The following is a 25336-nucleotide window of genomic DNA, read 5'->3' on the forward strand; positions in this document are numbered from 1 at the left end:
GGGTGGGAAGGCCCTCAGACGTCCAGTTCTTCTTTCACGAACTGCGCGTTTTCCTGGATGAACTGGAAGCGCGCCTCGGCCCGCTTGCCCATCAGCCGCTCGACCAGATCCTCGACGCTGCTCTCGGCGTCGGGGACCGTGATGCGCGCCAGGGTTCGCTTCTTCGGGTCCATGGTGGTCTCCTTCAACTGGGAGGCCATCATCTCGCCCAGGCCCTTGAACCGGCCGATCTCGGTCTTCTTGCCCTTGAAGACGGTGGCCAGCAGTTCGTCGCGGTGGGCGTCGTCGCGGGCGTATTCGCTGAGCGGCCCGGCGCTGATCCGGTACAGCGGCGGCAGGGCCATGAAGACCCGGCCCTGGCGGATGGTTTCGGGCATGACGCGGTAGAAGAAGGTGATCAGCAACGCCGCGATGTGGGCGCCGTCAACGTCGGCGTCGGTCATGATGACGATCCGCTCATAGCGCAGGTCGTCGATGTTGAAGCGATTGCCGGGCTGGACGCCCAGGGCCAGGGCCAGATCCGAAAGCTCGACATTGGCGCGCAGCTTGTCCGCCGTGGCCGACGCGACGTTCAGGATCTTGCCGCGCAGGGGCAGGATGGCCTGGGTCGTGCGGTCGCGCGCCTGTTTGGCCGAGCCGCCGGCCGAATCGCCTTCGACGATGAAGAGTTCGGTGCCCTCCGCGGCCTGGCGGGAGCAGTCCGAGAGCTTGCCGGGCAGGCGCAGCTTGCGGGTGGCGGCGGCGCGCTGGACCTCCTTGTCCTTACGGCGACGCAGGCGGTCCTCGGCCCGGTCGATGACGAAGCCGAGCAGGGCGTTGGCCTGTTTGGGACTTTCGGTCAGCCAGTGGTCCAGCGGATCGCGCAGCAGCTGCTCGACCAGGCGGGCGCCCTCGGGCGAGGACAGGCGGTCCTTGGTCTGGCCCTGGAACTCGGGATTGCGGATGAAGACGCTGATCAGGGCGCCGGCGTTGGCGATGACGTCCTCGGCCGTGATGACGCCCGCGCGCTTCTCGTTGGTCAGTTCGCCGTAAGCCTTGAGCCCCTTGACCAAGGCGGCGCGGAAGCCGGCTTCGTGCGTGCCGCCGTCGGGGGTGGAGACGGTGTTGCAATAGGACTGAATGAAGCCGTCGGATTCGCCGAAGCCGATCGGCGACCAGGTAACGGCCCATTCGAAGGCGCCCGCCTCGCCCTGGCGCTCGGCGCGGCCGGCGAAGGTCGGGGTGACGGTCTCGAGCTCGCCGATGCGGTCCATCAGGGCGTCGGCCAGACCGCCGGGGAAGTGCAGGGTCGCCTGGGCGGGGGTGGTGTCGGTGATGCGCTCGGGCGCGCAGGTCCATCTGATCTCGACGCCGCGGAACAGATAGGCCTTGGAGCGCGCCATGCGGAACAGGCGCGCGGGCTTGAAGGCGGCGCCGACGCCGAAAATCTCGTCGTCCGGCTTGAAGCGGATCAGGGTGCCGCGCTTCTTCGACGGCTGGATCTGCTGGATCGGACCCAGGACATGGCCGCGCGAGAAGGACTGCTTCCACTCGAAGCCGTCGCGCCAGACGGTGACGTCCAGATGCTCCGACAGGGCGTTGACGACCGAGACGCCGACGCCGTGCAAACCGCCAGAGGTTTCATAGGCTTTCCCGGAGAACTTGCCGCCCGAGTGGAGGACCGTCATGACCACCTCCAGCGCCGACTTGCCGGGGTGTTTCGGGTGCGGATCGACCGGGATCCCGCGCCCGTCGTCGCGAACCGACAGATAGCCCTCGGCGTCGAGATCAACGGTGATGAGCTTGGCGTGGCGCGCGACAGCCTCGTCCATGGCGTTGTCCAGGACTTCGGCGAACAGGTGGTGCAGGGCGCGTTCGTCGGTGCCGCCGATATACATGCCTGGGCGTTTGCGGACGGGCTCCAGCCCTTCCAGCACCTCGATGGAGGAGGCGGAATAGGCGCTCGTGCTCCCGGCGGTCGGGGCGGGCGCGGCCGGAGCAGGGGCCGGCGGGGCTTCAGGCGGCGTCACCGCAACAGGCTTGGTCGCAGCAGGATGGGGCGGCTCGGGCTTTGCGGGCTCGGGCTGCGGATCAAAGGCGAACAGGTCGTCGGCGGGCTGGGCCATTCACATAGTCTGAGGCGATTCGGGGCCGGTTCTGGTAGGCCCGCGCGGGCCTGGGGGCAAGCGGCGCGCGAACGGGCGCCGGCTCGAACGTCACCGCACGCGACAGGATGGCCAGCATCAGCACCCACGGCAGGTTGGCGTGGGTCAGCAGCACGCTTTCGGACAGGCTCAGGGCGGTGAAGACGGCCAGATAGGCGAGGCTCCAGTAGCCCTCTCGCGCGCCCAGGCCGTTGATCCGTCCGAGGATCAGCAGGGCCGAGACGGTCATGACGCCCCCGACGGCGATGGCGCCGGGCCAGCCCAGCTGCACCAGCAGGTCGATCCAGCCGTTGTGCGCCGAGGGCACGGGCCACTGGGTTTCGAGGCGGATTTCCAGGGCGGGAATGGACTCCTCGCCCCAGAAGGCGCTGAAGCCGTAGCCGGTCCACGGGCGCTCTGCGACCTTGCGCATCAGGGCCTCCCAGATCAGCGTCCGTCCTGTCAGGGACGGGTCCTTGCCCAGCGCCTCCAGGATCACGGCCGAATCGGAGTTCCAGACCCAGGCGCCCAAGGCCGAGACGACCACGCCCAGCCAGACGGCCGCGATAGTGATCGCGGCGCCGCCCTGGCGCAGAACCCACCAGCCCCCGACCAGGCCGACGCCCAGCATCCAGCACAGCAGGGACGTCTTGGACTGCGTCGCCAGGACCAGCAGGGTGCAGAGCGCGAAGGTCAGCACCGGCGCCCAGGGCCGGCGTGCGACGCCGGCGATCTGGTCCGCCGCCAGGGTTGCGGCGGCCGAGATGGCGCCGACGACCATGACCAGGCCCATCTGGTTCTTCTCGTACCAGAGGCCGCGCCAGAGCCCGGCGTTGTCATACTGGTGCACGCCGATGCGCGGAAAGGCGAAGACCATGATCAGGCTGCCGACCGCCATCAGCAGGCAGGTCCACATCAGCATCCGCGGCAGGGCCACGCCCCGGAAGACGCAGCCGACATAGACGGCGAAGACGCTGTTGATCGCCATGGCGATGACGCGGCGCTGGGTCACGCCGGGGTCGATCGACCAGTATTTGGAGACATAGGCCAGGGCGATAAGGCCGAACAGCATCAGCCAGGCGGGCCAGGCGCGCACCACCTTGTCGAACCGAAAGGCTACCAGGCCCGCCGTAACTGCATAGACCGGGATCCAGATCAGGCGCAGGATCGGCGTCTCGCCCTGGTCCGGGGCCAGCACCGGCGCGATCAGGGCGCCGGTCAGCATGAAGACGACGAAGCCCGCCGCCAGCCGTTCCCACAGCGGCGGTTCCTCCTGGATGATCCCGACGGGCTGGAAACGATCAGCGGCCACGGCCGGAAGGTTCCACCGTCGGCTTAAGGAAGCGTTCGCTTTCAGCGCGCGCGGCGGGCGCGCAGGGCGGAATCGACCGAGACGCCGAACCAGACCGCGGCGATGATGACCATCAGCCCGTAGTCACGGCCGGGGAAGAAGACGGGCGCGGCGGCGGCGAAAATGACGGCCAGCGGAAACAGGCCCGCCAGCACGGTGCTGGTCGGCGCTTCGGTCCGGATCAACGGCTGCAGATCGGTCTGGCCCATGCGCCGCGCCATCCACGAGTTCAGCACCGCCACGATGGCCGAGCACACGATGGCCGAGACGATGTATTTCACGGCGTTGCCCGGCTCGCCGAAGGCGCTGGCGGTCAGGACCAGAAGGATCAGCGCCACGCCGGTGGAGACGGCCAGCAGGATGTTGGGTTCGAGGCGGTTCAAGACTTCACTTTCACATAGGCGCCGGGCGCAGGTTCTATCGGCTTGAGGCGCCCCTTGAGGGGATCCCGCGAAGGGATCTGGGGACCGGATCGCTGATGCAGCCAGGCCGCCCAGTGCTCCCACCAGCTGCCCGGATGCTCTATGGCGCCGGCCTGCCATTCGGACAGGGTGGGCGGCAGCGCGTCGTTGGTCCAGTGCTGATATTTGCGCGCGGCCGGCGCGTTGATCACCCCCGCGATGTGGCCCGAGCCCGCCAGGGTGAAGGTGACGTCGTCGCCGCCGAACAGCCGGGCTGAGCGATAGACCGAGTTCATCGGCGCAATGTGATCTTCGCGGCTGGCCTGGAAATAGAGCGGGATCTCGACCCGAGACAGGTCGACCCGTTCGCCGCCGATCTCGAAGGCGCCTTGGGCCAGGGCGTTGGCGCCGTACATCTGGCGCAGATAGGCCAGGTGCAGGGCCTTGGGCATCCGCGTCTGGTCGGCGTTCCAGAACAGCAGGTCGAAGGCGGGCGGATCCTTGCCCATCAGATAGTTGCTGACGAAGAAGGACCAGATCAGATCGTTGGCGCGCAGGGCGTTGAAGGTGTCCGCCATGGCCGCGCCCGGCAGGACGCCGCCGGCGGCGTCCATCTGGCGCTCGACCTCGCCCAGCCAATGCTCGTCGGTGAACAGCAGCAGGTCGCCGGCCTCGGCGAAGTCGTGCTGGGCGGCGAAGAAGGTGGCCGCCGCGACGCGGGTGTCGCCTCGCGCCGCCATGTGCGCCAGTGCGGCGCCGAGGAGGGTGCCGCCGATGCAGTAGCCGACGGCGTTCAGGCGGTCGGTCCCGGACTGCTCCAGCGTCTTTTCGACGGCGCGGTAGATGCCCTTCTCCAGATATTCGTCGAAGCCGTAGCCGGCCTTGTCGAGATCCGGATTGACCCACGAGCAGACGAAGACGGTGAAGCCCTGGCTGGACAGCCACCGGATGAGCGAGTTCGCCGGTTGAAGGTCCATGATGTAGAACTTGTTGATCCAGGGCGGGAAGATCAGCAGCGGGATCTCATGCTGAGTCTCGCTGTCCGGCGCGTATTGGAGCAGTTCAAACAGCTCGTCGCGCCACACGACCTGGCCCGGCGCCGTGGCCACGTTCTCGCCGACGACGAACTTGCCGTAGTCGGCCTGGCTGATGCGCAGCGCGCCGCCGCCCCGCTCCAGGTCGGCGGCGAAGTTCTGCATCCCCTTGACCAGGGATTCGCCGCTGGTCTCGGCCAGCGCCTTGAGGGCGACGGGGTTGGAGGCCAGAAAGTTGGCGGGCGAGAAGGCGTCGGTCAGAAGGCGCGTGAAGAACTGGGCGCGGCGCTTGACGGCGGGATCGACGTCTTCGACCCCTGCGATCAGGCCGTTCATCCAGTCCGACGTCGCCAGATAAGAGCGCCGCATCATGTCGAACATCGGGTTTTCGGCCCAAGCCGGATCCTTGAACCGCTTGTCGGCCGGGGCGGGGGCGGGCGGTTCGCCGGCCGCCTGGCGCGCGCTGGAGGCCCACAGGTCCATGTACCGGCCGAACAGGTCGGCCTGGGCCTGGAACAGCTTTTCCGGACGGCTCGCCAGACTTGTCATGATCGACGTCATGGCCGGGCCGACGTTGAAGGGATCGGGCGACAAGGCGCTGGCCCCGGTCTCCTGGTTTCTGGCGGCCTGGGACAGAGCGGCCTCCGCCAGCGCGCCATGGGCCGTCATCGCCGCCCGGGCCAGGTTCATCGACAGGGTTTCCAACAGTTGCGCCTGGTCCGAGCCAGCCGCGGGCGAGGGGCCCGCCTCGGCTTCCGGAACTCGCGCTTCGACCTGGGCCTGGGCCGGCGTCTCGGCGGGCGGCGTCTTTCGCGCGCGGACGGGGCGCGGCGGCTTGGGCGAGGTGGGGCGGCCGGGCTTGCGGGGCGAAACCCTGGCGGGGTCGACGGGCGGCTTGGGCGACTTGGCCATGAGTGTCCTTGGCGACGACGGACGGACGTCAGACGGTTTCCCGCCCTTCCGCACACGGCGATGATGGCATAAGACCGGGCCAGACATGAACGCGCCATCCGCCAAAAAGACGAGACTTTTCGCCGCCGCCCTGCTGGCGACGGTCCCGGCGTGCCTGGGAGCGTGCGCCGGGCGGTTCGCGCCGGAGAGCGACGCCGCATCGCCGTTGGCGCCGCGCGTCCAGGCGCTGGTGGACGCCAATCGTCGCTATCCGCGCTGGGAGGACTTTCCCGCCGCGCCGACGGGCCTGCCGGATCCCGCGCAGATCGCCGCCAATGTGCAAGGCCTTGAAGCCCAGGGCGGGGCGCTGGGCGGCGAGGTGGCGCGGATCGACTGGACGCTGGGCGACGCCGAGGCGCTGGCCGCCGAGACGCGGGCCCGGGTCGGAGCCGTGCCGGTCTCGCCGGATTCGGCGCGCACCGCCGCCGAGATCGAAGCCCTGGCCCGCGACCTGCGGGAGCGCGCCAAGGCCCCGCCGCCGATCGATCGCCGCCCGCCGCGATGAGCGGTCGCCGGGACCGGAGAATCCCGGGATGATGTGCTGATGGCGGACGATGGCGGCATCAAGGGTCTGAACACCTTCCTGGGCGTATCGCGCTCCCTGTCGGGACGGGCCTGGCGGCTGCGCCCGGCGGAGGCGGCGACGACACGCGCCCACATGCAGGCGCATGGGCTGGACGAGCCGCTGGCGCGGGCGCTGGCCTCGCGCGGGGTCGGGCCGGATCAGGGCGCCGACTTCCTGCAGCCGACCTTGCGGGCCCTGTTTCCCGATCCCTCCAGCTTCATGGACATGGACGCCGCCGCCCGGGCGATCGTCGACGCCCTGCAGGCCGGGGCTCGCGTCCATGTATTCGCCGATTACGATGTGGACGGCGCCTCCAGCGCGGCGCTGCTGGTGCGCTGGTTCCGGGCCATGGGCGCCGACCTGCCGATCTATGTGCCCGATCGGCTGACCGAAGGGTACGGCCCCAGCGCGCGAGCGTTCGACAGCCTGAAGGCGGCCGGGGCGGATCTGGTGGTGACGGTCGACTGCGGCGCGGCGGCGAACGAGGCGCTGGCCCATGCAGCGGCGATCGACCTGAAGGTCGTGGTGATCGACCACCACCTGATGCGAGGTGAACCGCCCCGGGCGCTGGCGGTCGTCAATCCGAACCGGCCAGGCTGCAACTCCGGCCAGGGCAACCTGGCGGCGGCGGGCGTGGTCCTGGTGCTGCTGGCCGCGTTGAACCGCGAGGCGCGGGGACGAGGACTGTTCAAGGATCGCGCCGAGCCCGACATCCGCCAGTGGCTGGACCTGGCCGCCCTGGGCGCCATCTGCGACGTCACGGGCCTGACCGGGTTCAATCGGGCGCTCACGGGTCTGGGCCTCAAGGTCATGAGCGACTGGCGAAACCCGGGGCTGAAGGCGCTGCTCGCGGCGGCGGGGGCAGAACCGGGGCCGGCCAAGACCAATCATTGCGGTTTCATCCTGGGCCCGCGGATCAACGCCGGCGGGCGGATCGGCCGCGCCGACCTGGGCGCGCGGCTGCTGTCGACCGGCGACCCGGCCGAGGCGGCGGCGCTGGCGGCCGAGCTGGACGCCCTGAACGTCTCGCGCCGCGAAGTCGAGCGCGCCGTGATCGAGGCGGCGGTGCGCCGGGTGGAAGCGACCGGCGCCCATGCGGATGATTCGGCCGTCGTGGTCGTATCCGGCGAGGACTGGCATCCGGGCGTCGTCGGCATCGTGGCGGGACGACTGCGTGAACGCTGGCGCAAGCCGGTTGTCGTCGTCGGCGTCGATCCGATCAGCGGGGTCGGCAAGGGTTCGGGCCGTTCGCAGCCGGGCATGAACCTGGGCCGGGCAGTGCAGGCCGCCTGGGAGGCCGGGGTCCTGCTGGCCGGGGGCGGGCACGCCATGGCCGCGGGCCTGACCGTCGAGGGCGGACGGATCGACGAACTCACGGCCTTCCTGAACGACCGCCTTGCGCAGGAGCGGCTGGTCGCGATCGCGGAGGACTGGCTCGAGATCGACGCCCTGGTCGATCCGGCGGGCGCGACGCGGGCGCTGTTCGACAGCTTCGAGCGCCTGTCGCCTTTCGGCCCCGCCAATCCGGAACCGGTCTTCGCCCTGACCGGGGTGCAGTCGCGCGAGCCGGTGCAGATGAACGGCGGGCATGTGCGCTGTCGCCTGGTCGGCGCCGACGGCGGCTCCATCCGGGCCGTCGCTTGGCGCTGCGCGGACCTGCCCGGCGGACAGGCGCTGCTGTCGGGGCAGGGGGGATTGCACGTCGTCGGACGCCTGAAGGCGGACGACTGGAACGGCCGTCGCGGTGTCCAGCTGGAGATCGAGGACGTGGCCGATCCCCGGATGGTTCAGGCCTAAAGCCTTGATAAGGCGGACGACCGAAAAATCCGGAAATCGAGTCTTGCACCCTCGGGAGGGCGCGGCTATATCGCCGGCTCTCCCGCGCAGCGGTCCCTTCGTCTATCGGTTAGGACGTCAGGTTTTCAACCTGAAAAGAGGGGTTCGATTCCCCTAGGGACTGCCACGCGCGGCGGATTTGCGGCCCGGACGACCGGCTGCACAGATTGTCCGCACACCCCGATATCAGACGCGGCGGCCCTCGACAGGGCAGTCAATGGTTGCTTGCAGGCGACAGCGCGCAAGTATTTCGCCCGAAGATTGCGCCCCTGGCCTCGTCCGCCTGCAATTCTCCTCCCTGATATTCGCAGAACGGTGTTAAGCTTGTTCGTTCGCCATGAGGGAAACGCGGACGGGGGTTTGAAGTTGTCTGAATACGATGGGATGGAAACGGCGGAGACCGTTCGAGTCGTCGGGCGCGTGAAATGGTTCGATCCGGCGAAGGGCTATGGCTTCATCGTCCCGGACGATCCGGCGCTGACGGAGTTGCGCGACGTTCTCCTGCATATAAGCAGCCTGCGCGACAGCGGGCGCGACATGGCCGAGGAAGGGGCGCCGATCACCTGTGACTGCGTCAAGCGGTCCAAGGGGTGGCAGGCGATCGAGATCCACGATCTGGGCCGGGGCGTCGCGGCCGCCTCGCCCCGCAAACCAACCCCCGCGCCGCGGCCCGCGCCGTTCGAGAGCAGCGAGGGGTTGGAACCCGCGGTGGTCAAATGGTTCAACCGGACCAAGGGCTACGGATTCGTGGTGCGCGAGGGCGACACGGCGGATATCTTCGTCCATATCGAGACGCTGCGACGTTGCGGCTTCGATGACCTGGTCCCCGGGTCGGCGGTCCATGTCCGGTTCGCCAGCGGCCCCAAGGGACTGGTCGTGGCGGAAATCAGACCGGGCGAGTGAACGATTCGCCCAAGGAGGGCGAATGTCGGCCTTGATGAAACGCGCCGCGAGGGCGGCTGTGCTGGCCCTGGGGCTGGGCCTGGTCTTGTCGCTGGGTGTCGCCGCGTGCGCGCAGCAGGCGGCGCCGACGGGCGCGACCGGCGAGCCGATGGAGCGGCTGACGCTGGTCACCGCGACCGGAGCGCACGATTTCTGGGTCGAGATCGCCGACGAGGAGCCCGAGCGCCAGCGCGGCCTGATGTTCCGTCCGCCGCTGGAAGCGGACCGCGGCATGCTGTTCACATGGCCGGGCGAGCCCGCGCGCGAGCAAAGCTTCTGGATGCGCAACACGCCCAGTTCGCTGGACATCGTCTACATCGACCCGACCGGCCGGATCGTCTCGATCGCCTCGCACACCACGCCCCAGTCCGAAGCGCCGATCCCGTCGAACGGCCCGTCGAACGGCGTCCTGGAGCTGCGCGCGGGCCGCGCCGAGGAGATCGGCGCCAAACCGGGCGATTTCGTTCGCCACCCCTATTTCAAACCTTGATTGCGAACCTTCGTCCGAAGTGGCAAGAGGGCGCTCCGTTCGGTCCGGGGTGTAGCGCAGCCTGGTAGCGCATCTGGTTTGGGACCAGAGGGTCGGAGGTTCGAATCCTCTCGCCCCGACCAAATGGACGCCGCTGGATTAACGATCCGGCGCGCGGTATGGCGGCGAAAGACGCGCCGCCGTCACGACCATGAGGACACCGCCATGCTCGCCCGCATCTATCGCCCCGCCAAGACCGCCATGCAGTCGGGCAAGGCCAAGAGCCGCGACTGGCGCCTGGAGTTCGAGCCGGCTTCGGCGCGGACCATCGATCCGCTGATGGGCTGGACCAGCTCCAGCGACATGAACGGTCAGGTGCGGCTGTCCTTCGAGAGCAAGGACGAGGCGATCGCCTACGCCGAGCGGCACGGCATCCCGTTCCGCCTGCATGAGCCGCAGGACCCCCCGGTCATCATCAAGGCCTACGCCGACAACTTCGCTCCGGGCCGCAAGCAGCCCTGGACGCACTGACGGCCGGCACAGCGACGGGCGCCCTTAGCTCAACCGGATAGAGCACCCGCCTTCTAAGCGGACGGTTGCAGGTTCGAGTCCTGCAGGGCGCGCCATGCCGGGTTTCGGACGGAGGGGTTTAGGGCCTACGCTTGGGTATCCGCGTGGAGCCGCCATGTCCGCCCTTCGTCCCGTCGATCACCTGGACACGCACGAAGTCCTGAACCAGCCGCCGCCGCTGGAGAACGTGAACCTGTTCACGGGCGACCGGGCGCTGAGCGACGCCGTGAACAGGGCCGGCGGCGGCGCCCACAGCGCGCGGCTGGCGGCCTTGGGCGCACGGTGCGGGTCGGCGCAGGTGATCGGCTGGGGCATTGAGGCCAATCGGCAGCCGCCGGTGCTGGACAGCTTCGACCACTATGGGCGCCGGATCGACGAGGTGCGGTTTCACCCGGCCTACCATCAGCTGATGGCGCTGGGGCTGGAGAGCGGCTTCGCCTCGGTCGCGTGGGACGGGACGCCAGCGGGCCATGTGGCGCACGCCGCCGTCCTGTTCCTGACGGCCCAGGCCGATTCGGGCACGACCTGCCCGATGACCATGACCTATGCGTCGGTCCCGGCGCTGGCGGCCGAGCCTGCCGTCGCCGCCGAGTGGACGCCGCGCATCCTGACGGGCCGCTACGATCCGGCGGTGCGACCGGCGGCGGACAAGGCCGGCGTCACGCTCGGCATGGCGATGACCGAAAAACAGGGCGGCTCGGATGTCCGGGCCAACACGACCCGCGCCGCGCCGACGGGCGAGGACGGCTGGTATGCGCTGACGGGCCACAAGTGGTTCTGCTCCGCGCCGATGTCGGACGCCTTCATGACCCTGGCCTATGCGGAGGGCGGGCTGACCTGTTTCCTGGCGCCCCGCTGGACGCCCGACGGCGCGCGCAACGCCGGCTTCAGGGTGATGCGGCTGAAGGACAAGCTGGGCGACCGCTCCAACGCCTCGTCGGAGATCGAGTACCATGGCGCCCTGGCGCAACGGATCGGGCCGGAGGGGCGGGGCGTCGCCACCATCATACGCATGGTCCAGCACACGCGGCTGGACTGCGTGCTGGGCTCGGCTCAGCAGATGCGCGGCGCCCTGGCGCAGGCGGTGTGGCACGCGTCGCACCGTTCCGCCTTCCAGAAGCGGCTGATCGACCAGCCGATGATGGCGGCCGTGCTGGCCGACCTGGCGGTCGAGAGCGAGGCGTCGACGGCGCTGGGTCTTCGGCTGGCGCAGGCGTTCGACCAGGATGACCCGCTGGCGCGCCTGCTGACCCCGATCGCCAAGTACCAGGTGTGCAAGCGGGCGCCGGGCTTCGTCTACGAGGCGATGGAGAGCCTGGGCGGGGCCGGCTATGTCGAGACGGGGCCGATGCCGCGCCTGTTCCGGCAGTCGCCGCTGAACGCCATCTGGGAAGGTTCGGGCAATGTGATCGCGCTGGACGTGCTGCGGGCCATGGGACGCGAGCCCGAGGCCGTCGAGGCGCTGCGCGGTTTTCTGGAGGACCGGCGTGGGCGTGACGCCGACTATGACGCTTGGCTGGACGACCTGGCGTTCGAAGCGGCGCATGAGGCGGAAGCGCGGCTGGTGGTCGAGCGGCTGGCGCTGGCCAGTCAGGCCGCGGTCCTGCTGGCGTGGGACAGTCCTGTCGCGGAGGCTTTCTGCCGATTGAGGTTGAGGGCGCGGGGCGCGGCCTACGGCGCCTACGACGCCAGGATCGATACGGACGCCATACTGCGCCGGGCGACGCCGGCCTGATCAGCCGGTGAAGGCGGCCAGGCCCGCGTGGAGGTCGGCGATGAGGTCGTCGGGATGCTCCAGTCCGACATGCAGGCGGATCAGCTCGCCCTCCAGCGCCGGCGGATGGTCGCGATAGCTCATCTGGTGGGTTTCGTGGGTGACCAGACTTTCGAACCCGCCCCATGAGTAGCCGAGGCCGAACAGGGTCAGGGCGTCCAGCAGGCGACGGCCCGCGGCGGCGTCTCCGCCCCTCATGACGACGCCCATCAGGGACGCCGCCCCGGTGAAGTCGCGCCGCCACAGATCGTGGGCGACCGAGCCAGGCAGGGGCGGGTAGAGAACGCGCGACACCTCCGGTCGTGATTGCAGCCATTCGGCGACGCGCAGGGCCGAGCGCGCCTGTTCGCCATAGCGCAGCGGCAAGGTGCGCAGGCCGCGCAGCGCCAGCCAGGCGTCGTCGGGCGAGACGTGCCACCCCAGATCCTCGATCGTGTCGCCGACGGCGCGGGCGTGTCGGGCGTCGGCCACCGCGACGCCGCCCATCAGCAGGTCGGAATGGCCGGAGGCGTATTTGGTCAGGGCCTGAACGCTGACATCGACGCCGTGCGCCAGGGGCTTGAACGCCAGACCGGCGCCCCAGGTGTTGTCCAGCACGGTCACGACGCCGCGCGCGCGGCAGCCAGCGGCGACGGCCGCGACGTCGATCATCTCGAACGTAAGGGAGGCGGGCGATTCCAGCAGAACCACCCGCGTGCGCTCGCTCACCGCATCGAGCACGGCCTGGGCGTCCGACCCGGCGGGGAGGAAGCGTGCGGTGACGCCCCGCGCGGCCTGATAACGGCTGAGGAAACGTCGACTGGGGCCATAGACGGCGTCGGTCGTCAGCACCTCGTCGCCCGGGCGTGTGAGGGCCAGCAACGGCACGGTGACGGCGGCGAGGCCGGAGGGCACGATGAAGGCGCGCTCCGCTCCCTCGAGACCAGCCAGGGCGGCGCACAGCTCGCGCGCAGCTGATCCGCCGTCCAGCCCATAGACCGGACCCTCGGAGTCGTCGCGCATCGCGTCGGCGCGGTCGCTGAGCATGGTCGAGGCGCGTTCCACCGGCGGGCTGACGGGTCGGCGTCCCAGACCCCGTCGCGTGGCGGAGGCGATGAGGCGGGTGCGGTCCGATTGCGGCGACATGGTTCCTCCGGCGGGTTGCGGATCGGGGCCTAAAGGCCTCTAAAGTCCGCGGGGCGCAAGCCGCGGAGGATTGGACGCGATGCGGTTCAGCATGATCGGAGCGATGGCGGCGTTGCTGACGGGCCTGGCGGCCTGCGGCCAGAACGCGCCTGAGACGACGCCGGCGCCGAAGATCGCGCCGTCCGAAACGGTCGAGGCGTCCGAACTGCCCGAGAGCCCGACCCTGGCGGCGATAAAGCGGCGGGGACGGCTGAACTGCGGCGTGCACCAGGGCCTTGTGGGCTTCGCCTATACGGACAATCGCGGTCAATGGCGGGGCTTCGATGCGGACTTCTGCAGGGCCATGGCGGCGGCGATCTTCGGTGACGCCGAAGCCGTGCGATTCGTGCCCCTGACGGCGGCGGATCGATTCGCCGCCCTGAACGACGGCCGGATCGACGTGCTGTGGCGCAACTCGTCCTGGACGATGAGCCGCGACGCCGGAGAGGGCTTCGTCTTTGCGGGCGTCAACTACTACGACGGCCAAGGCTTCCTGGTTCGTCGATCGCTGAACCTGGCCAGCGCCGCCGAGCTGAACGGGGCGCGGGTGTGCGTCCAGGCCGGGTCGAACGCCCAGGCCAACGCGGACGACTTCTTCCGCTCGCGCGGCGTCGCGTATCGCCCCGTTGTCTTGGCGACCGAGGAAGCGGCGCGCGACGCCTATGGCCGCGAGGACTGCGACGCCTTCAGCGCCGACATCTCCGCCCTGGCGGCCGCCCGGACCGTGCTGTCCAATCCGCAAGAGCACGTGATCCTGTCGGACGTGGTTTCAAAGGAGCCGCTGGGCCCGGCGGTCAAACCCGGCGACGACCGCTGGGCCGCCGTGGTGCGCTGGACTCTGAACGCTGTGATTCTGGCTGAGGAGCTGGGGGTTACGCGCGAGAACGCCGAAGCTCTGGCCAAGGAGAGCCGTGATCCGCGCGTGCGCCGTCTGCTGGGCGTGGAAGGCGACTATGGCGCCATGGCGGGCTTGTCGAAGACCTGGGCGTTCGACGCCATTCGCGCCACCGGCAACTATGGCCAGATCTTCGACCGGAATCTGGGGTCGCAATCACCTCTCGACCTGGCGCGCGGATTGAACGCACAATGGAACGCGCGGCCCGGCGGCTTGATCTACGGCCTGCCAATCCGATAAGCGCCGCCTCTTCGCTATGGTCCTGGGGGACAGATGACGCAGACGAAACGCGGGCTTCCGCTTCACTGGCTGATGCTGATCGGCTTCGTCGTCGGTTTGGGCGGAGGGCTGCTCGTCAACCTGACGCTGGGCGCCGATGCAGCCTGGGTGCAGTGGCTGACCGCGAACGTGACCGGCCCGATCGGCCAGATCTTCCTGCGTCTGCTGTTCATGATGGTGATCCCGCTGCTGTTCTCGGCGCTGGTGATTGGGGTGGCCGAAATGGGCGACTTGGCGTCGCTGGGGCGAGCGGGATTGAAGACCCTGCTGCTGACGATCCTGATCTCGGGCATCGCCGTGGTGATCGGTCTGGTGATGGTCAATGCGCTGCAGCCCGGCCGCGGGGTCGATCCGGCCCTGGCGCAATCGCTGCTGGAGCAGGGGCGAGACGGCGCCGCCAACATCGTGGAAAACGCCCCGACCAGCATATCGCTGGGCGACTTCTTCCTGGACCTGGTGCCGTCCAACGTCTTCACCGCGGCCGCCGAGAACGCGATCCTGCCGGTGATGGTGTTCGCCCTGTTCTTCGGCATCGGCCTGGTCATGGCCAAGAGCCCGGCGACGGACCGCCTGCAGGAGGTGATCCAGGGCCTGTTCGAAGTGACGATGAAGCTGATCAACCTGTTCATCAAGCTGGCGCCGTTGGCCATCGCCTGCCTGATGTTCAACCTGGCGGCCCTGTTCGGGGTGGAGCTGCTGCTGCGGCTGGCGGCCTATGTCGGCGTCGCCGTCGGCGCGATGGCGATCCACATGTTCGTCGTCTATCCGCTGGTGGTGTGGCTGCTGGGCGGGATGTCGCCGGTCGCCTTCTTCCGCGGCGTGCGCGAGCCGATGATCGTGGCCTTCTCCACCGCATCGTCCAACGCCTCACTGACCTTCTCGCTTAGGGCGGCCGAGGAGCAGCTGCATCTGCCGCGCAAGATCGCCCGCTTCGTCCTGACGGTGGGCGCCACGGCCAACCAGAACGGCACGGCCCTGTTCGAGGGGGTGACGGTTCTGTTCCTGGCCCAATTTTTCGGCATCGACCTGACCATCACCCAGCAAGTCGTGGTGATGCTGGTGTGCATCCTGGGCGGCGTCGGCACCGCAGGCGTGCCCGCCGGATCGCTGCCGGTGGTGGCCATGATCTTGGTGATGGTCGGCGTGCCGGCCGAAGGCATCGGACTGATTCTTGGCGTCGATCGTTTCCTGGACATGTGTCGCACGACGCTGAACGTTACGGGCGACCTGGCCCTGGCCACGATCGTGTCGCGCGGCGAGACGGACGATTCGATCGCGCCGGACGCGGACGTTCCCGCCGCTCCCGCCGCCTGAACGGTCAGCCCGTCTCGACCTCGGTGTCGGCGCGGGCGCCCCATTCGGACCAGGAGCCGTCGTAGAGCCGCGACGGCCTCCCCAGTTCGGCCAGTCCCAGGCTGAGGATGGCCGCGGTGACGCCCGATCCGCAGGTGGTCGTGACCGGCCGGTCGACGTCCACTCCGGCGTCGGCGAAGGCCTGGGCCAGGGCCGGTCCGCGCTTCATGGTGCCGTCGTCGTTCAGCAGCCGATTGTAAGGCAGGTTAATCGCGCCCGGCATGTGGCCCGACCGGACGCCGGCGCGGGGTTCGGCGGCCTTACCGCGGAACCGGGGCGCGCCGCGGGCGTCGACCACCTGTGCGTCCCCGCCCAGGGCCGCGCGAACAGCGTCGATGTCGGCGACGGCCGTCGGGTCGAATTGGGGCGTGAACGTCGCGGGCGTCGATGCCGAGGCCCCCGCCACTACGGGACCGCCGCTGGCCCGCCATGCGGGCAGGCCGCCGTCCAGCACCTGGACCCGCCCAGCGCCCATGACGGTGAACATCCACCAGACACGCGCGGCCGAGAACAGCCCGGCCGTATCATAGACGACGACATGATCGTCGAGAGCGACGCCCGCGGCGCCGGCCGTCCGGGCGAACTCGGGCGGGGCCGGCAGCATATGGGGCAGGGCGCTGTCCTGATCGGAAATGGTCTCCAGGTCGAGGAAGACCGCACCCGGAATATGGGCGCGCTCAAAATCGCTCTTGGCGTCCCGGCCATCCAGATGCCAGCTGGCGTCGATGATCCGCAGATCGGGTCGTTCCAGGCGTGCCGCCAGTTCGGCGGGCGAGATCAGGGGGCTCATGCGCGACTCAGGGCCAGTTGCACGACATCGGTGCGCTCCGACCGGAAGCCGGCCTCGCAATACGCCAGGTAGAAGCGCCACAGGCGGCGGAAACGCTCGTCGAAGCCGGCGATCCGACGGATGTCGCTCCAGGCCGCCTGGAACCGCTCGTCCCACCGTTTCAGGGTTTCGGCGTAGTCCTGGCCGAACCGCTCGACCACGTCCCAGACCAGACCCGCTTCGGCGATCACGGGCTTCAACTTCGCCTCGGACGGCAGCATGCCGCCCGGAAAGACGTACTTCTGGATGAAGTCGGTGCGCGCGTTGTACTCGTCGAACAGGGCGTCCTGGATGGTGATGATCTGCAGGCCGGCGCGACCGCCCGGGCCCAGCACCTGATGGATCTTTCCGAAGTAGGCGGGCCAGTACTCCTTGCCCACCGCCTCGAACATCTCGATGGAGGCGACGCGGTCGAAGCGGCCCTGAACGTCGCGATAGTCGATCAGTTCGATCGACGCCTTGTCCGACAGGCCGGCGTTGAACAGGCGCTGGCGGGCGAAGTCGTGCTGTTCACGCGATATGGTCACCCCGGTGACCCTGACCCCGACCTCGCGGGCGGCGAACTCGGCGAAGCCGCCCCAGCCGCAGCCGATCTCCAGCACCGACATCCCCGGCCTCAAATCCATCAGCCGGGCCAGAGAGGCGTATTTCTCGCGCTGGGCCGCCTCCAGCGTCTCGCCTTCGCGCGAGAACCGGGCCGAGGAATAGGTCATCGATCCGTCCAGCCAGGCCGCGTAGAAGGCGTTGCCCAGGTCGTAATGGGCGTGGATGTTCTTCCTCGAGCCCGCCCGGCTGTTGCGGTTGCGGCGATGCGCCAGCCAGTTCACCGCTTTCATCAGCCAGTGGCCGTCGAACAGGCGGCGGATATGGTCGTAATTGTCGACCAGGGTTTCCAGCAGGGCCGCCAGATGCGGCGTGTCCCACTCGCCGGCCATGTAGCCTTCCGCAAAGCCGATGTCGCCGGCGGCCAGGACGCGGCGCGCGAAGGCGTAGTCCTTCACGTCCAGGACGCCCTGGGGCCCGAGCTTGTCGCCCTGCAAGACGTGGGTCTCGCCGTTGGGCAGCCGCACAGTCAGGCGACCGACGGTCCAGTTGGCGGCAAGCAGGCGAAGCAGCATCGCGAACACGCGCGGCGTGCGGCGGGCGACGGCTTCGATCTCTGCGGTGGCGACGCTCATCGTTGGATATCTTTCACTCGGCAGGGACAGGGTCAATCGCGGTCGCTGGCGTCGTCGCCCCGGCCGCTCACGGCCTTGAGCGCATCCAGCGCCCGGGCGCGCGCCGCGTCGTGATCGACGATAGGCTTGGGGTAGTCGTGGCCCAGGCGAACGCCGGCGCGGCGCAGGACGTCTTCGGGCGCGGTCCAGGGCGCGTGCAGCCACTTGTCGGGCAGGCGCGCCAGCTCCGGGACCCAGCGGCGGACATAGCCGCCGCGGGCGTCGAACTTCTGGCTCTGAGCGACCGGATTGAAGATGCGGAACCAGGGCGAGGCGTCGGCGCCCGATCCCGCGATCCACTGCCAGTTCTGCACATTGTTTCCCAGGTCGGCGTCGACCAGAGTGTCCCAGAACCACGCCTCGCCCTCGCGCCAGTCGATCATCAGGTGTTTGACCAGGAATGAGGCGACCACCATCCGCACCCGATTGTGCATCCAGCCGGTCGCCCAGAGCTGGCGCATGCCGGCGTCGACCAGCGGATAGCCGGTCCGGCCGCGTTTCCAGGCCTCAAGAGCAGCCGGCGCATGGCTCCAGGGCATGGCGTCGTACTCTGGCCGGAAGGCCCGTTCGGTCATGTAGGGGAAGTGGTGCAGCAGATGGGCGGAGAATTCGCGCCAGCCTAGCTCGGCGATGAACTTCTCGGCCTCGGCGGCGGGAACGCGGCCCGCCTGCGCGGCCGCCCGGGCCTGGATGACGGCGCGCCAGGGGCTGATCTCGCCAAAGTGCAGATGGGGAGACAGGCGGCTGGTCGCCGGTCGGTCAGGATAGTCGCGGCCTTCGGCGTAGGATTTCAGCCCCTTAGACAGGAAATCGGACAAGGCGTCCGAAGCGCTGGCCTCGCCGGGCGTCCAGTCGAAGCGCGCCGACCAGTCCGGATTCGACGGATGCAGCTTCCAATCTTCCAGGGGGTCGCTGCCCACCTGCGGCGTGTCGATGCGGCGCGGCCCCAGGGTGTGTTCCGGCGGCTCGGCCTGAGCCAGCAGCGCCTTCAGAAACGGCGTGAAGACCTTGTACGGCTGCCCCGAGCCGTTCAGCACCCCGCCAGGACGGCACAGCAGGGCGCCGTTGAAGCCGCGGCAATCCACGCCGTCCGCCTTCAGCGCGTGGGCGACGTCTGCGTCTTTCTCGAAGGCGACGGGCTCGAAGAGCCGGTTCATGAAGACGGCGTCGGCGCCGGTTTCGCGGATCAGCCGCTGCAACTCGCCCAGCGAATCGCCGCGCCGGAGCACCAGCCGGCCGCCGCGGTCGCGCAAGGCGCCGTCCAGCGCCCGCAGCGACTTGTCCAACCACCAGCGCGAGGCGGCGCCGATCGGACGACCGTGGCCGTCGTCCAGGATGAATACCGGCACGATGGGCCGCCCGGTCTCGGCCGCGTGGTTCAGGGCGGGATTGTCATGCAGCCGAAGGTCGCGACGGAACCAGAGGATGACGGGCTTGGTGGCCACGCGGGCGAACTCCGTGATAACTTGCGCTCAACCTGAATGAGCGCCACCTGTTGGCCTCATGGATGCGGCATGGACCGCGCCCGCGAAACCAGATTGCAAGAGAGCCGCCGTGAGCCGACCCAACGCCGTCATTACGTTGTCCGAAGGTCTTCGGACGCCTGTCGTCATCGGCGGCGGCGCCCGGATCGCCTTCATCGCCGGTCCCTGCCAGATGGAAAGCCGCCAGCATGCGCTGGAGACGGCCCATGCGCTGAAGGAGATCGGCGCGCGGCTGAACGTCGGCATCATCTACAAGACCAGCTTCGACAAGGCGAACCGCACCTCGGCCAGCGCCGCGCGCGGCATCGGCCTGAAGGACGCCATGCCGATCTTCGCCGAGATCCGGGAGACCGTCGGCCTGCCGACCCTGACCGACGTCCACTCCGAAGCGCAGTGCGCTCCGGTGGGCGAGGTCGTCGACGTGTTGCAGATTCCCGCCTTCCTCAGCCGCCAGACCGACCTGCTTTTGGCCGCCGCCGCGACCGGCAAGGCGATCAACATCAAGAAGGGTCAGTTCCTCGCCCCTTGGGACATGAAGAACGTGATCGCCAAGGTGGTCGGCGCGGGTAATCCCAACGTCATGGCGTGCGAGCGGGGCGCCAGCTTCGGCTACAACACCCTGGTCAGCGACATGCGCGCCCTGCCGGTGCTGCGCGACATCGGCTGCCCGGTCGTGTTCGACGCGACCCACAGCGTGCAGCAGCCGGGCGGGCAGGGCACGTCCTCGGGCGGCCAGCGCGAGTTCGTGCCGGTGCTGGCCCGCGCCGCCGTCTCGGTCGGCGTGGACGCGGTCTTCATGGAGACTCACCCCGACCCCGACAACGCCCCGTCGGACGGCCCCAACATGGTGCCGCTGGACCAGTTCGAGGCGCTGGCGGCGCAGCTGATCGCCTTCGATGATCTGGCCATCAAGACCGGCGCCAAGGGGCCGGTGGCGCTGGCGGCCTGAATCCTCTAGGCCGGGCTGCATGTCCGATACGCTTGATCTCGGCGCCCTGCAGAAGCTGCTGGAGCGCGTGCGTGACCTGAAGGCGGCCTGCGTCGGCGATCTGATGCTGGATCGCTACGTCTATGGCGAGGTCAGCCGCATCTCGCCCGAGGCGCCGATTCCGGTTCTCAGGACCCGCCGCACCACCGCCATGCCGGGCGGAGTCGGCAATGTGGCGCGCAACGTCGCGGCGCTGGGCGGCCTGGCGCGCCTGGGCGCTGTCGCCGGCGACGACGCCGCCGGGCAGGAGTTGCGCGAACTGATCGCAGCCGAGGATCGCGTGGCCGACTTCGTGTCGCGGCTGGCCGGCGCGACCACGATCGTCAAGACCCGCTTCGTCGCCGCCGGCCAACAGCTGCTGAGGCTGGACGAAGAAGAGGCGGGGGTCGAGATTCGGGATTCCGACGCCTTTGCAGAGGCTTCGGTCATTCTTCTGTCCGATTACGCCAAGGGCGTGGTCAGCGACGGCCTGATCGCCGCCGCTTTGAAAACCGCGCACGAGACGGGCGTGGCGGTGATCGTCGATCCCAAGGGGCGCGACTTCGCCCGTTATGGCGCGGTGGACGTCATAAAGCCCAACGCCTCTGAGCTGGCGGGGGCCACGGGCCTCCCGGTCGAAACCAACGCCGAGGTCGAGACGGCGCTGGCCGCGCTTCTGGCCGCCACGACGGCCAAGGCGATCGTCGTGACGCGTGCGGGCAAGGGCATGAGCCTGATGCGGCGGGGCGGGCCCGTGCGGCATTTTCCCGGCCGGGCGCGGGAAGTGTTCGACGTTTCGGGCGCCGGCGACACCGTCCTGGCCTCGCTGGGCCTGGCGCTGGGCGCGGGAGCGTCGCTAGAAACGGCGGTGCAGTTCGCCATCCTGGCCTCGGGCGTGGTGGTGGGCAAGGCCGGCACCGCCGTGGTCACGCCCGCCGAACTGATCGAGGCGGAACTGAGCCAGCACGCCGTCGCCGCCCAGGCCAAGGTGACGCCGCTGGACGAACTGGCCGCCGAGGTCGAGGCCTGGCGCCGGCAGGGGCTGAAGGTCGGCTTCACCAACGGCTGTTTCGACATCCTGCACCGCGGTCATGTCGCCTATCTGGCCCAGGCCCGCAGCTGGTGCGACCGGCTGGTGGTGGCGCTAAACACCGACGCTTCCGTTCGGCGTCTCAAAGGCGAGGGCCGGCCCGTCAACGACCTAGACAGCCGCGCCGTCGTCATCGGCGGCCTGGCCAGCGTCGATCGCGTGACCAGTTTCGACGATCCGACCCCCATCGCCCTGATCGAGCGATTGCGGCCCGACGTCCTCATCAAGGGCTCGGATTACACGCGCGAAGGCGTGGTCGGCGGCGATCTGGTCGAAAGCTGGGGCGGCGTGGTCCGCCTGGCCGACTTCAAGGACGGGTTCTCCACCACCCGCACGATCGAGAAGATGACGGGGAGCGCCCAGTGACGCCGAGGATGATCGTAGTGACCGGCGGAGCCGGCTTCATCGGCTCCAACATCGTGGCGAGGCTGACGGCGGAAACCGCCTACGACGTGGTGGTCTGCGATCGGCTGGAGACCGCCGACCTGGCCAAGTGGAAGAACATCGCCAAGCACGCCGTCGTCGACCTGTGGGCGCCGGAAGACCTGTTCGACCAGCTGGAGCGCCACGCCGACCGGATCGAGGCCGTGGTCCACATGGGGGCGATCTCGTCCACCACCGAGCCGGACGCGGACCTGATCCTGCGGACCAACTTCACCCTGTCGCGCGACATCTGGGATTGGTGCGCTCTGCGCGGGGCCCGGATGCTCTACGCCTCCTCGGCGGCGACCTATGGCGACGGCGACACCGGCTTCAACGACGATGACGATGCGGAGTCTCTGTCTCAGCTTCGCCCGCTAAACGCCTATGGCTATTCAAAACTTCTGTTCGATCAGTATGCAGTGCGACAGGCGGACCGCGGCCAGGCGCCGCGTCAGTGGGCCGGGCTGAAGTTCTTCAACGTCTATGGCCCGAACGAGGGCCACAAGGGCGGGATGAAATCCGTCGTGGCCCAGATCTGGCCCAAGGTCGCGGCGGGCGAGACCGTGAGCCTGTTCCGGTCGCACAACCCGAACTACGCCGATGGCGGCCAGTTGCGGGACTTCGTCTATGTCGACGATGTGGTCGACATCGTCGAATGGCTGTTGCAGTCGCCCGAGGTGTCGGGCGTGTTCAACGCGGGTTCCGGCCAGGCGCGGTCCTTTGCCGACCTGGCGCGAGCGACGTTCGCGGCCGCCGGCAAGGAAGCGTCGATCGCCTATGTCGACATGCCCGAGGTCATCCGCGACCGGTACCAGTACTTCACTCAAGCCCGCATGGACCGCGTGCGCGCCGCCGGTTTCGGCGGCCAGTCCACGCCGCTGGAGGAGGGGGTCCGGCGTTATGTCCAGGACTTCCTGTCCAGACCGGACCCCTATCGCTGATGCAGAGCCGGCTGAGCTTCAGGCAATGGGTCGGCTATTCGGGCTTCGGCCTGATTCTTCTGCTGACCCTGGCCGTCGCCGTCTGGCGCGGCGACATCCTGAGAGCCGCGCTGGATCCGCAGGTGCCGTTCCAGACCTATGATCCGCCGCCGGCCCCGAACTATGAAAGCGCGGCGTCCTGGGCGATGCTGGATGCGCGGGTGGAGGGCGCCGGGCCGGCCGCGGTCTTCTTCGTTCATTCCACCACCTTCGACGGAGGGCGGGACTGGAACGCCCCGATCGGCGACGCGCAGGCGAACGCCTATCTGCGCCGCGTGGTCCTGCCCAACTACGCCGCCCCCTTCGCCCGGGCGGGATCGGTCAGCGCCCCCCATTACCGACAGGCCAGCCTATACACCCGCCTGACCCTGCGTGACGATGCGCGCGAGGCGCGAGCCTTCGCTTACGGCGACGTGGAGGCCGCCTTCGAGACATGGCTGCAGCGGCACCCTGAAGGCCCCATTGTTCTGGCGGGCGTCGAGCAGGGCGCCGATCTCCTGGACCGATTGGTGCGCGAGCGGGTGGCGAACGACCCGGCGCTGCGTCGGCGACTGGTGGCCGCCTATCTGATGGACGCCATCGTCGCCGCCGACCGTCTGGCGCCAGGCACGCCGGCCTGCGCGACCCGACGCCAGATCCACTGCATCGTGGCGTGGTCGGAAGTCGGCGAAGGCGACGACGGGGCGGCGAACCGACGCATGAGGCGCGCGCTGGTGTGGGACGACCGCGGAAGACTGGTCGAGCTGAACGGCCGCGCGGCGCTGTGCGTCAATCCGATCACCGGCTCGACCGGGCAGGAGGACGCCTCGGCGCGCATGCATCGCGGCGCAACCAATGCGACGGGACTGGAATGGGGCGCCCGCCCGGCCCTGATCGCGCGGGAAGTGTCGGCCCAATGCCGCGACGGCCTTCTGCGCCACAGCCGGCCCGACCTTGAGTCCTTCCGCGAGCGCGGCAACTGGTCCGATCGAAGAAAGACCCGCCCTTACAACCTTTTCTACGGCGATCTTGAAGCTGACGTTGCGGCGAGACTGACCGCTTACGTCCAGCAGGCCGCCGCCGCCTAATCGGCGAACGCCGTCGGGTTTCTATGGCGCCGCTCGCGCGAGGCGAGTACGCTTCGCCTGCAAGAGGAGGAACTGGATGGACGTGACCACAATCTTCGCCGGCGTCGTGCTGCTGCTGGCCGTCGCCCTGCTGTTCAGCGTGATCAAGATCGTGCCGCAGGGACGCGAGTTCACGATCGAGCGCTTCGGCAAATACACCAAGACCCTGTCGCCGGGGATCGGCTTTCTGACCCCGTTCATCGAGAGGGTCGGGCGACGCATGAACATGATGGAACAAGTGCTTGATGTTCCAACGCAAGAAGTGATCACCAAAGACAACGCCATGGTCAAGGTCGACGGCATCGTCTTCATCCAGGTGATGGACGCCGCCAAGGCCGCCTATCGCGTCGACGATCTGCCCTACGCCATCTCGCAACTGTGCATGACCAATCTGCGGACCGTGGTCGGGTCGATGGAGCTGGATGAGGTGCTGAGCCAGCGTGACAGCATCAACACCCGTCTGCTGCACGTCATCGACGCGGCGACCGAGCCGTGGGGCGTCAAGGTCAACCGCATCGAGATCAAGGATCTGACGCCGCCGACCGACATCACCAACGCTATGGCCCGGCAGATGAAGGCCGAGCGCGAACGTCGCGCCGTCATCACCGAAGCCGATGGCGAAAAGGCCGCCGCCATCGCGCGCGCCGAGGGCGCCAAGCAGGCCGCCATCCTCCAGGCCGAGGGCCGCAAGGAGGCCGCCTTCCGCGACGCCGAAGCCCGCGAACGCGAAGCCGAGGCCGAGGCGCGCGCCACCGCCATGGTGTCGGAAGCGATCGCGCGCGGCGACGTGAACGCCATCAACTACTTCGTGGCCCAGAAGTACGTCGAGGCCTTCGCTGAACTGGCCCGCAGCCCGCAACAGCGCACGGTCATCGTGCCCGCCGAGATGGGCGCCCTGGTCGGCACCATCGCCGGCATCGGCGAGATGGTCGGACTGGCCAAGGGCCAGCAACGCGAGGGGCCGACCCCGACGACCCCGTCGGCTGCGCCCCGCCCGCCGCGTCGCCCGGCCGCCGGCGGCGTCGTGCCGCCGACCGCCTGAGGAGGCTGAACCATGAATGCGCTTGTCGAGCTCTACGCCGTCCAGCCCTTCTGGATCTGGCTGGCCATCGGCGTGTTGCTGCTGGCGATCGAGGCGATGCTGTCGACCGAATGGCTCTTGTGGCCGGCGGTCTCGGCCGGGATCGTGGCGGTGCTGACCGCCGTCGGATTTCGCCCAGGCCTGGCCGCCGAGGTCGCCATCTTCGCCATACTGACGGTCGTCGCCACGCTCTTGTCGCGCCGTCTGGTCGGCAAGGCCAATCCGTCCGGACCCGACGTGAACGACTGCGACGTTCGCCTGATCGGCCAGCGCGCGCGGGTGGTGGAGCCGTTCGTTCACGGCCGAGGGCGCGTCTTCATCTCGGGCGCGGAATGGTCGGCCGAGATCGAGGGCGAGGCCCCGCCGGCGGGGCAGGACGTGATCGTCGACCAGATCAACGGATCGCTGCTGAAGGTCAGGGCGTCGGCCTGAGGCAACGTCAGCCGTCGACG

General features: G+C 69.0%; 22 protein-coding genes and 3 tRNA genes. 17 read left to right on the plus strand and 8 right to left on the minus strand.

The genetic code is table 11. The features are described 5' to 3' along the window. Positions 1 to 14: 14 nt before the first annotated feature. From ACE3PU_RS05445 to phaC, 4 genes are read right to left on the minus strand one after another with little or no spacing between them, the layout of a single operon-like run. The gene (locus ACE3PU_RS05445) at positions 15 to 2105 is read right to left on the minus strand and encodes a DNA topoisomerase IV subunit B (protein WP_374387473.1); all 2091 of its coding nucleotides are present in this window, start codon (positions 2103 to 2105) and stop codon (positions 15 to 17) included. Beyond that, the gene (locus ACE3PU_RS05450; RefSeq protein ID WP_374387475.1) at positions 2071 to 3435 is read right to left on the minus strand and encodes an O-antigen ligase family protein; all 1365 of its coding nucleotides are present in this window, start codon (positions 3433 to 3435) and stop codon (positions 2071 to 2073) included. The genes ACE3PU_RS05445 and ACE3PU_RS05450 overlap by 35 nt, the downstream gene beginning before the upstream one ends. Before the next feature lie 41 nt (positions 3436 to 3476). Then, the gene (locus ACE3PU_RS05455) at positions 3477 to 3857 is read right to left on the minus strand and encodes a hypothetical protein (RefSeq protein ID WP_374387477.1); all 381 of its coding nucleotides are present in this window, start codon (positions 3855 to 3857) and stop codon (positions 3477 to 3479) included. Next, entirely contained in the window at positions 3854 to 5821 is a 1968-nt protein-coding gene (gene phaC / locus ACE3PU_RS05460; RefSeq protein ID WP_374387479.1) for a class I poly(R)-hydroxyalkanoic acid synthase, read from the minus strand. Before phaC ends, ACE3PU_RS05455 begins: the two co-directional genes overlap by 4 nt. 85 nt (positions 5822 to 5906) lie before the next feature. Here phaC and ACE3PU_RS05465 point away from each other — a divergent pair, with 85 nt between their 5' ends. The 9 genes from ACE3PU_RS05465 to ACE3PU_RS05505 all read left to right on the plus strand — a co-directional run bounded on the left by ACE3PU_RS05465 (position 5907) and on the right by ACE3PU_RS05505 (position 11977). Beyond that, positions 5907 to 6365: a hypothetical protein gene (locus ACE3PU_RS05465; protein ID WP_374387481.1), complete on the plus strand. Its 459-nt coding sequence runs from the start codon at positions 5907 to 5909 to the stop codon at positions 6363 to 6365. A gap of 39 nt (positions 6366 to 6404) precedes the next feature. After that, positions 6405 to 8222, plus strand: coding sequence for a single-stranded-DNA-specific exonuclease RecJ (gene recJ, locus ACE3PU_RS05470; RefSeq protein ID WP_374387483.1), 1818 nt, complete (start codon positions 6405 to 6407; stop codon positions 8220 to 8222). Positions 8223 to 8313: 91 nt separating this feature from the next. Next, positions 8314 to 8388, plus strand: a tRNA-Glu gene (locus tag ACE3PU_RS05475). A 257-nt stretch (positions 8389 to 8645) separates the two neighbouring features. Next, positions 8646 to 9164, plus strand: a complete 519-nt coding sequence (locus ACE3PU_RS05480) for a cold-shock protein (protein WP_374387486.1) — start codon at positions 8646 to 8648, stop codon at positions 9162 to 9164. Between the two features lie 34 nt (positions 9165 to 9198). Further along, positions 9199 to 9693, plus strand: coding sequence for a DUF192 domain-containing protein (locus ACE3PU_RS05485; protein WP_374387488.1), 495 nt, complete (start codon positions 9199 to 9201; stop codon positions 9691 to 9693). A 45-nt stretch (positions 9694 to 9738) separates the two neighbouring features. After that, positions 9739 to 9815 (plus strand) — tRNA-Pro (locus ACE3PU_RS05490). A gap of 82 nt (positions 9816 to 9897) precedes the next feature. Further along, on the plus strand, positions 9898 to 10203 hold the full coding sequence (locus ACE3PU_RS05495) for an ETC complex I subunit (protein ID WP_374387490.1): 306 nt from the start codon (positions 9898 to 9900) through the stop codon (positions 10201 to 10203). A gap of 18 nt (positions 10204 to 10221) precedes the next feature. Continuing rightward, a tRNA-Arg gene (locus tag ACE3PU_RS05500) sits at positions 10222 to 10298 on the plus strand. Positions 10299 to 10357: 59 nt separating this feature from the next. After that, the gene (locus tag ACE3PU_RS05505; protein WP_374387492.1) at positions 10358 to 11977 is read left to right on the plus strand and encodes an acyl-CoA dehydrogenase family protein; all 1620 of its coding nucleotides are present in this window, start codon (positions 10358 to 10360) and stop codon (positions 11975 to 11977) included. Here the strand turns inward: ACE3PU_RS05505 and metC are convergent, their stop codons facing one another. Further along, complete coding sequence (gene metC / locus ACE3PU_RS05510; RefSeq protein WP_374387494.1) at positions 11978 to 13141, minus strand: cystathionine beta-lyase; 1164 nt, start codon at positions 13139 to 13141, stop codon at positions 11978 to 11980. It abuts the gene before it with no gap. Between the two features lie 79 nt (positions 13142 to 13220). On the opposite strand from metC, the gene ACE3PU_RS05515 reads away from it, so the two are divergent. Then, entirely contained in the window at positions 13221 to 14315 is a 1095-nt protein-coding gene (locus tag ACE3PU_RS05515; RefSeq protein ID WP_374387496.1) for an amino acid ABC transporter substrate-binding protein, read from the plus strand. Positions 14316 to 14348: 33 nt separating this feature from the next. Then, positions 14349 to 15668, plus strand: coding sequence for a dicarboxylate/amino acid:cation symporter (locus tag ACE3PU_RS05520; RefSeq protein WP_374387498.1), 1320 nt, complete (start codon positions 14349 to 14351; stop codon positions 15666 to 15668). A gap of 4 nt (positions 15669 to 15672) precedes the next feature. Here the strand turns inward: ACE3PU_RS05520 and sseA are convergent, their stop codons facing one another. The 3 genes from sseA to ACE3PU_RS05535 are packed head-to-tail and all read right to left on the minus strand — an operon-like array spanning position 15673 to position 19198. Continuing rightward, positions 15673 to 16497 carry a 3-mercaptopyruvate sulfurtransferase gene (sseA, locus tag ACE3PU_RS05525; RefSeq protein WP_374387500.1) on the minus strand — a complete coding sequence of 275 codons (825 nt, stop codon included), beginning with the start codon at positions 16495 to 16497 and terminating at the stop codon, positions 15673 to 15675. Then, a complete protein-coding gene (locus tag ACE3PU_RS05530; RefSeq protein ID WP_374387502.1) occupies positions 16494 to 17714 on the minus strand; it encodes a class I SAM-dependent methyltransferase in 1221 nt (406 codons plus the stop codon). Before ACE3PU_RS05530 ends, sseA begins: the two co-directional genes overlap by 4 nt. A gap of 32 nt (positions 17715 to 17746) precedes the next feature. Then, the gene (locus ACE3PU_RS05535; RefSeq protein ID WP_374387505.1) at positions 17747 to 19198 is read right to left on the minus strand and encodes a deoxyribodipyrimidine photo-lyase; all 1452 of its coding nucleotides are present in this window, start codon (positions 19196 to 19198) and stop codon (positions 17747 to 17749) included. Positions 19199 to 19256: 58 nt separating this feature from the next. Here ACE3PU_RS05535 and kdsA point away from each other — a divergent pair, with 58 nt between their 5' ends. From kdsA to ACE3PU_RS05565, 6 genes are all read left to right on the plus strand, one after another. Beyond that, positions 19257 to 20186: a 3-deoxy-8-phosphooctulonate synthase gene (gene kdsA, locus ACE3PU_RS05540; protein ID WP_374387507.1), complete on the plus strand. Its 930-nt coding sequence runs from the start codon at positions 19257 to 19259 to the stop codon at positions 20184 to 20186. A gap of 19 nt (positions 20187 to 20205) precedes the next feature. After that, entirely contained in the window at positions 20206 to 21660 is a 1455-nt protein-coding gene (rfaE2, locus tag ACE3PU_RS05545; protein ID WP_374387509.1) for a D-glycero-beta-D-manno-heptose 1-phosphate adenylyltransferase, read from the plus strand. A gap of 8 nt (positions 21661 to 21668) precedes the next feature. Further along, positions 21669 to 22658, plus strand: a complete 990-nt coding sequence (gene rfaD / locus ACE3PU_RS05550) for an ADP-glyceromanno-heptose 6-epimerase (RefSeq protein ID WP_374387511.1) — start codon at positions 21669 to 21671, stop codon at positions 22656 to 22658. Beyond that, positions 22658 to 23764 (plus strand): DUF3089 domain-containing protein, encoded by a 1107-nt coding sequence (locus ACE3PU_RS05555; RefSeq protein ID WP_374387514.1) that lies wholly within the window; start codon positions 22658 to 22660, stop codon positions 23762 to 23764. Before rfaD ends, ACE3PU_RS05555 begins: the two co-directional genes overlap by 1 nt. A 76-nt stretch (positions 23765 to 23840) precedes the next feature. Further along, on the plus strand, positions 23841 to 24845 hold the full coding sequence (locus tag ACE3PU_RS05560; RefSeq protein ID WP_374387516.1) for an SPFH domain-containing protein: 1005 nt from the start codon (positions 23841 to 23843) through the stop codon (positions 24843 to 24845). A 12-nt stretch (positions 24846 to 24857) separates the two neighbouring features. Beyond that, positions 24858 to 25316, plus strand: a complete 459-nt coding sequence (locus ACE3PU_RS05565; protein ID WP_374387518.1) for an NfeD family protein — start codon at positions 24858 to 24860, stop codon at positions 25314 to 25316. Positions 25317 to 25336: the final 20 nt, after the last annotated feature.

This window comes from Brevundimonas sp. (assembly GCF_041911375.1).
Taxonomy (GTDB): Bacteria; Pseudomonadota; Alphaproteobacteria; order Caulobacterales; family Caulobacteraceae; genus Brevundimonas.

Coding starts and splice junctions, on each gene's coding strand:
- ACE3PU_RS05445 (WP_374387473.1), bottom strand. CDS start 2,105: ATGGCCCAGCCCGCCGACGACCTGTTCGCCTTTGATCCGCAGCCCGAG.
- phaC (WP_374387479.1), bottom strand. CDS start 5,821: ATGGCCAAGTCGCCCAAGCCGCCCGTCGACCCCGCCAGGGTTTCGCCC.
- ACE3PU_RS05465 (WP_374387481.1), top strand. CDS start 5,907: ATGAACGCGCCATCCGCCAAAAAGACGAGACTTTTCGCCGCCGCCCTG.
- recJ (WP_374387483.1), top strand. CDS start 6,405: ATGGCGGACGATGGCGGCATCAAGGGTCTGAACACCTTCCTGGGCGTA.
- ACE3PU_RS05480 (WP_374387486.1), top strand. CDS start 8,646: ATGGAAACGGCGGAGACCGTTCGAGTCGTCGGGCGCGTGAAATGGTTC.
- ACE3PU_RS05485 (WP_374387488.1), top strand. CDS start 9,199: ATGAAACGCGCCGCGAGGGCGGCTGTGCTGGCCCTGGGGCTGGGCCTG.
- ACE3PU_RS05495 (WP_374387490.1), top strand. CDS start 9,898: ATGCTCGCCCGCATCTATCGCCCCGCCAAGACCGCCATGCAGTCGGGC.
- ACE3PU_RS05505 (WP_374387492.1), top strand. CDS start 10,358: ATGTCCGCCCTTCGTCCCGTCGATCACCTGGACACGCACGAAGTCCTG.
- metC (WP_374387494.1), bottom strand. CDS start 13,141: ATGTCGCCGCAATCGGACCGCACCCGCCTCATCGCCTCCGCCACGCGA.
- ACE3PU_RS05515 (WP_374387496.1), top strand. CDS start 13,221: ATGCGGTTCAGCATGATCGGAGCGATGGCGGCGTTGCTGACGGGCCTG.
- ACE3PU_RS05520 (WP_374387498.1), top strand. CDS start 14,349: ATGACGCAGACGAAACGCGGGCTTCCGCTTCACTGGCTGATGCTGATC.
- sseA (WP_374387500.1), bottom strand. CDS start 16,497: ATGAGCCCCCTGATCTCGCCCGCCGAACTGGCGGCACGCCTGGAACGA.
- ACE3PU_RS05530 (WP_374387502.1), bottom strand. CDS start 17,714: ATGAGCGTCGCCACCGCAGAGATCGAAGCCGTCGCCCGCCGCACGCCG.
- kdsA (WP_374387507.1), top strand. CDS start 19,257: ATGGATGCGGCATGGACCGCGCCCGCGAAACCAGATTGCAAGAGAGCC.
- rfaE2 (WP_374387509.1), top strand. CDS start 20,206: ATGTCCGATACGCTTGATCTCGGCGCCCTGCAGAAGCTGCTGGAGCGC.
- rfaD (WP_374387511.1), top strand. CDS start 21,669: ATGATCGTAGTGACCGGCGGAGCCGGCTTCATCGGCTCCAACATCGTG.
- ACE3PU_RS05555 (WP_374387514.1), top strand. CDS start 22,658: ATGCAGAGCCGGCTGAGCTTCAGGCAATGGGTCGGCTATTCGGGCTTC.
- ACE3PU_RS05560 (WP_374387516.1), top strand. CDS start 23,841: ATGGACGTGACCACAATCTTCGCCGGCGTCGTGCTGCTGCTGGCCGTC.
- ACE3PU_RS05565 (WP_374387518.1), top strand. CDS start 24,858: ATGAATGCGCTTGTCGAGCTCTACGCCGTCCAGCCCTTCTGGATCTGG.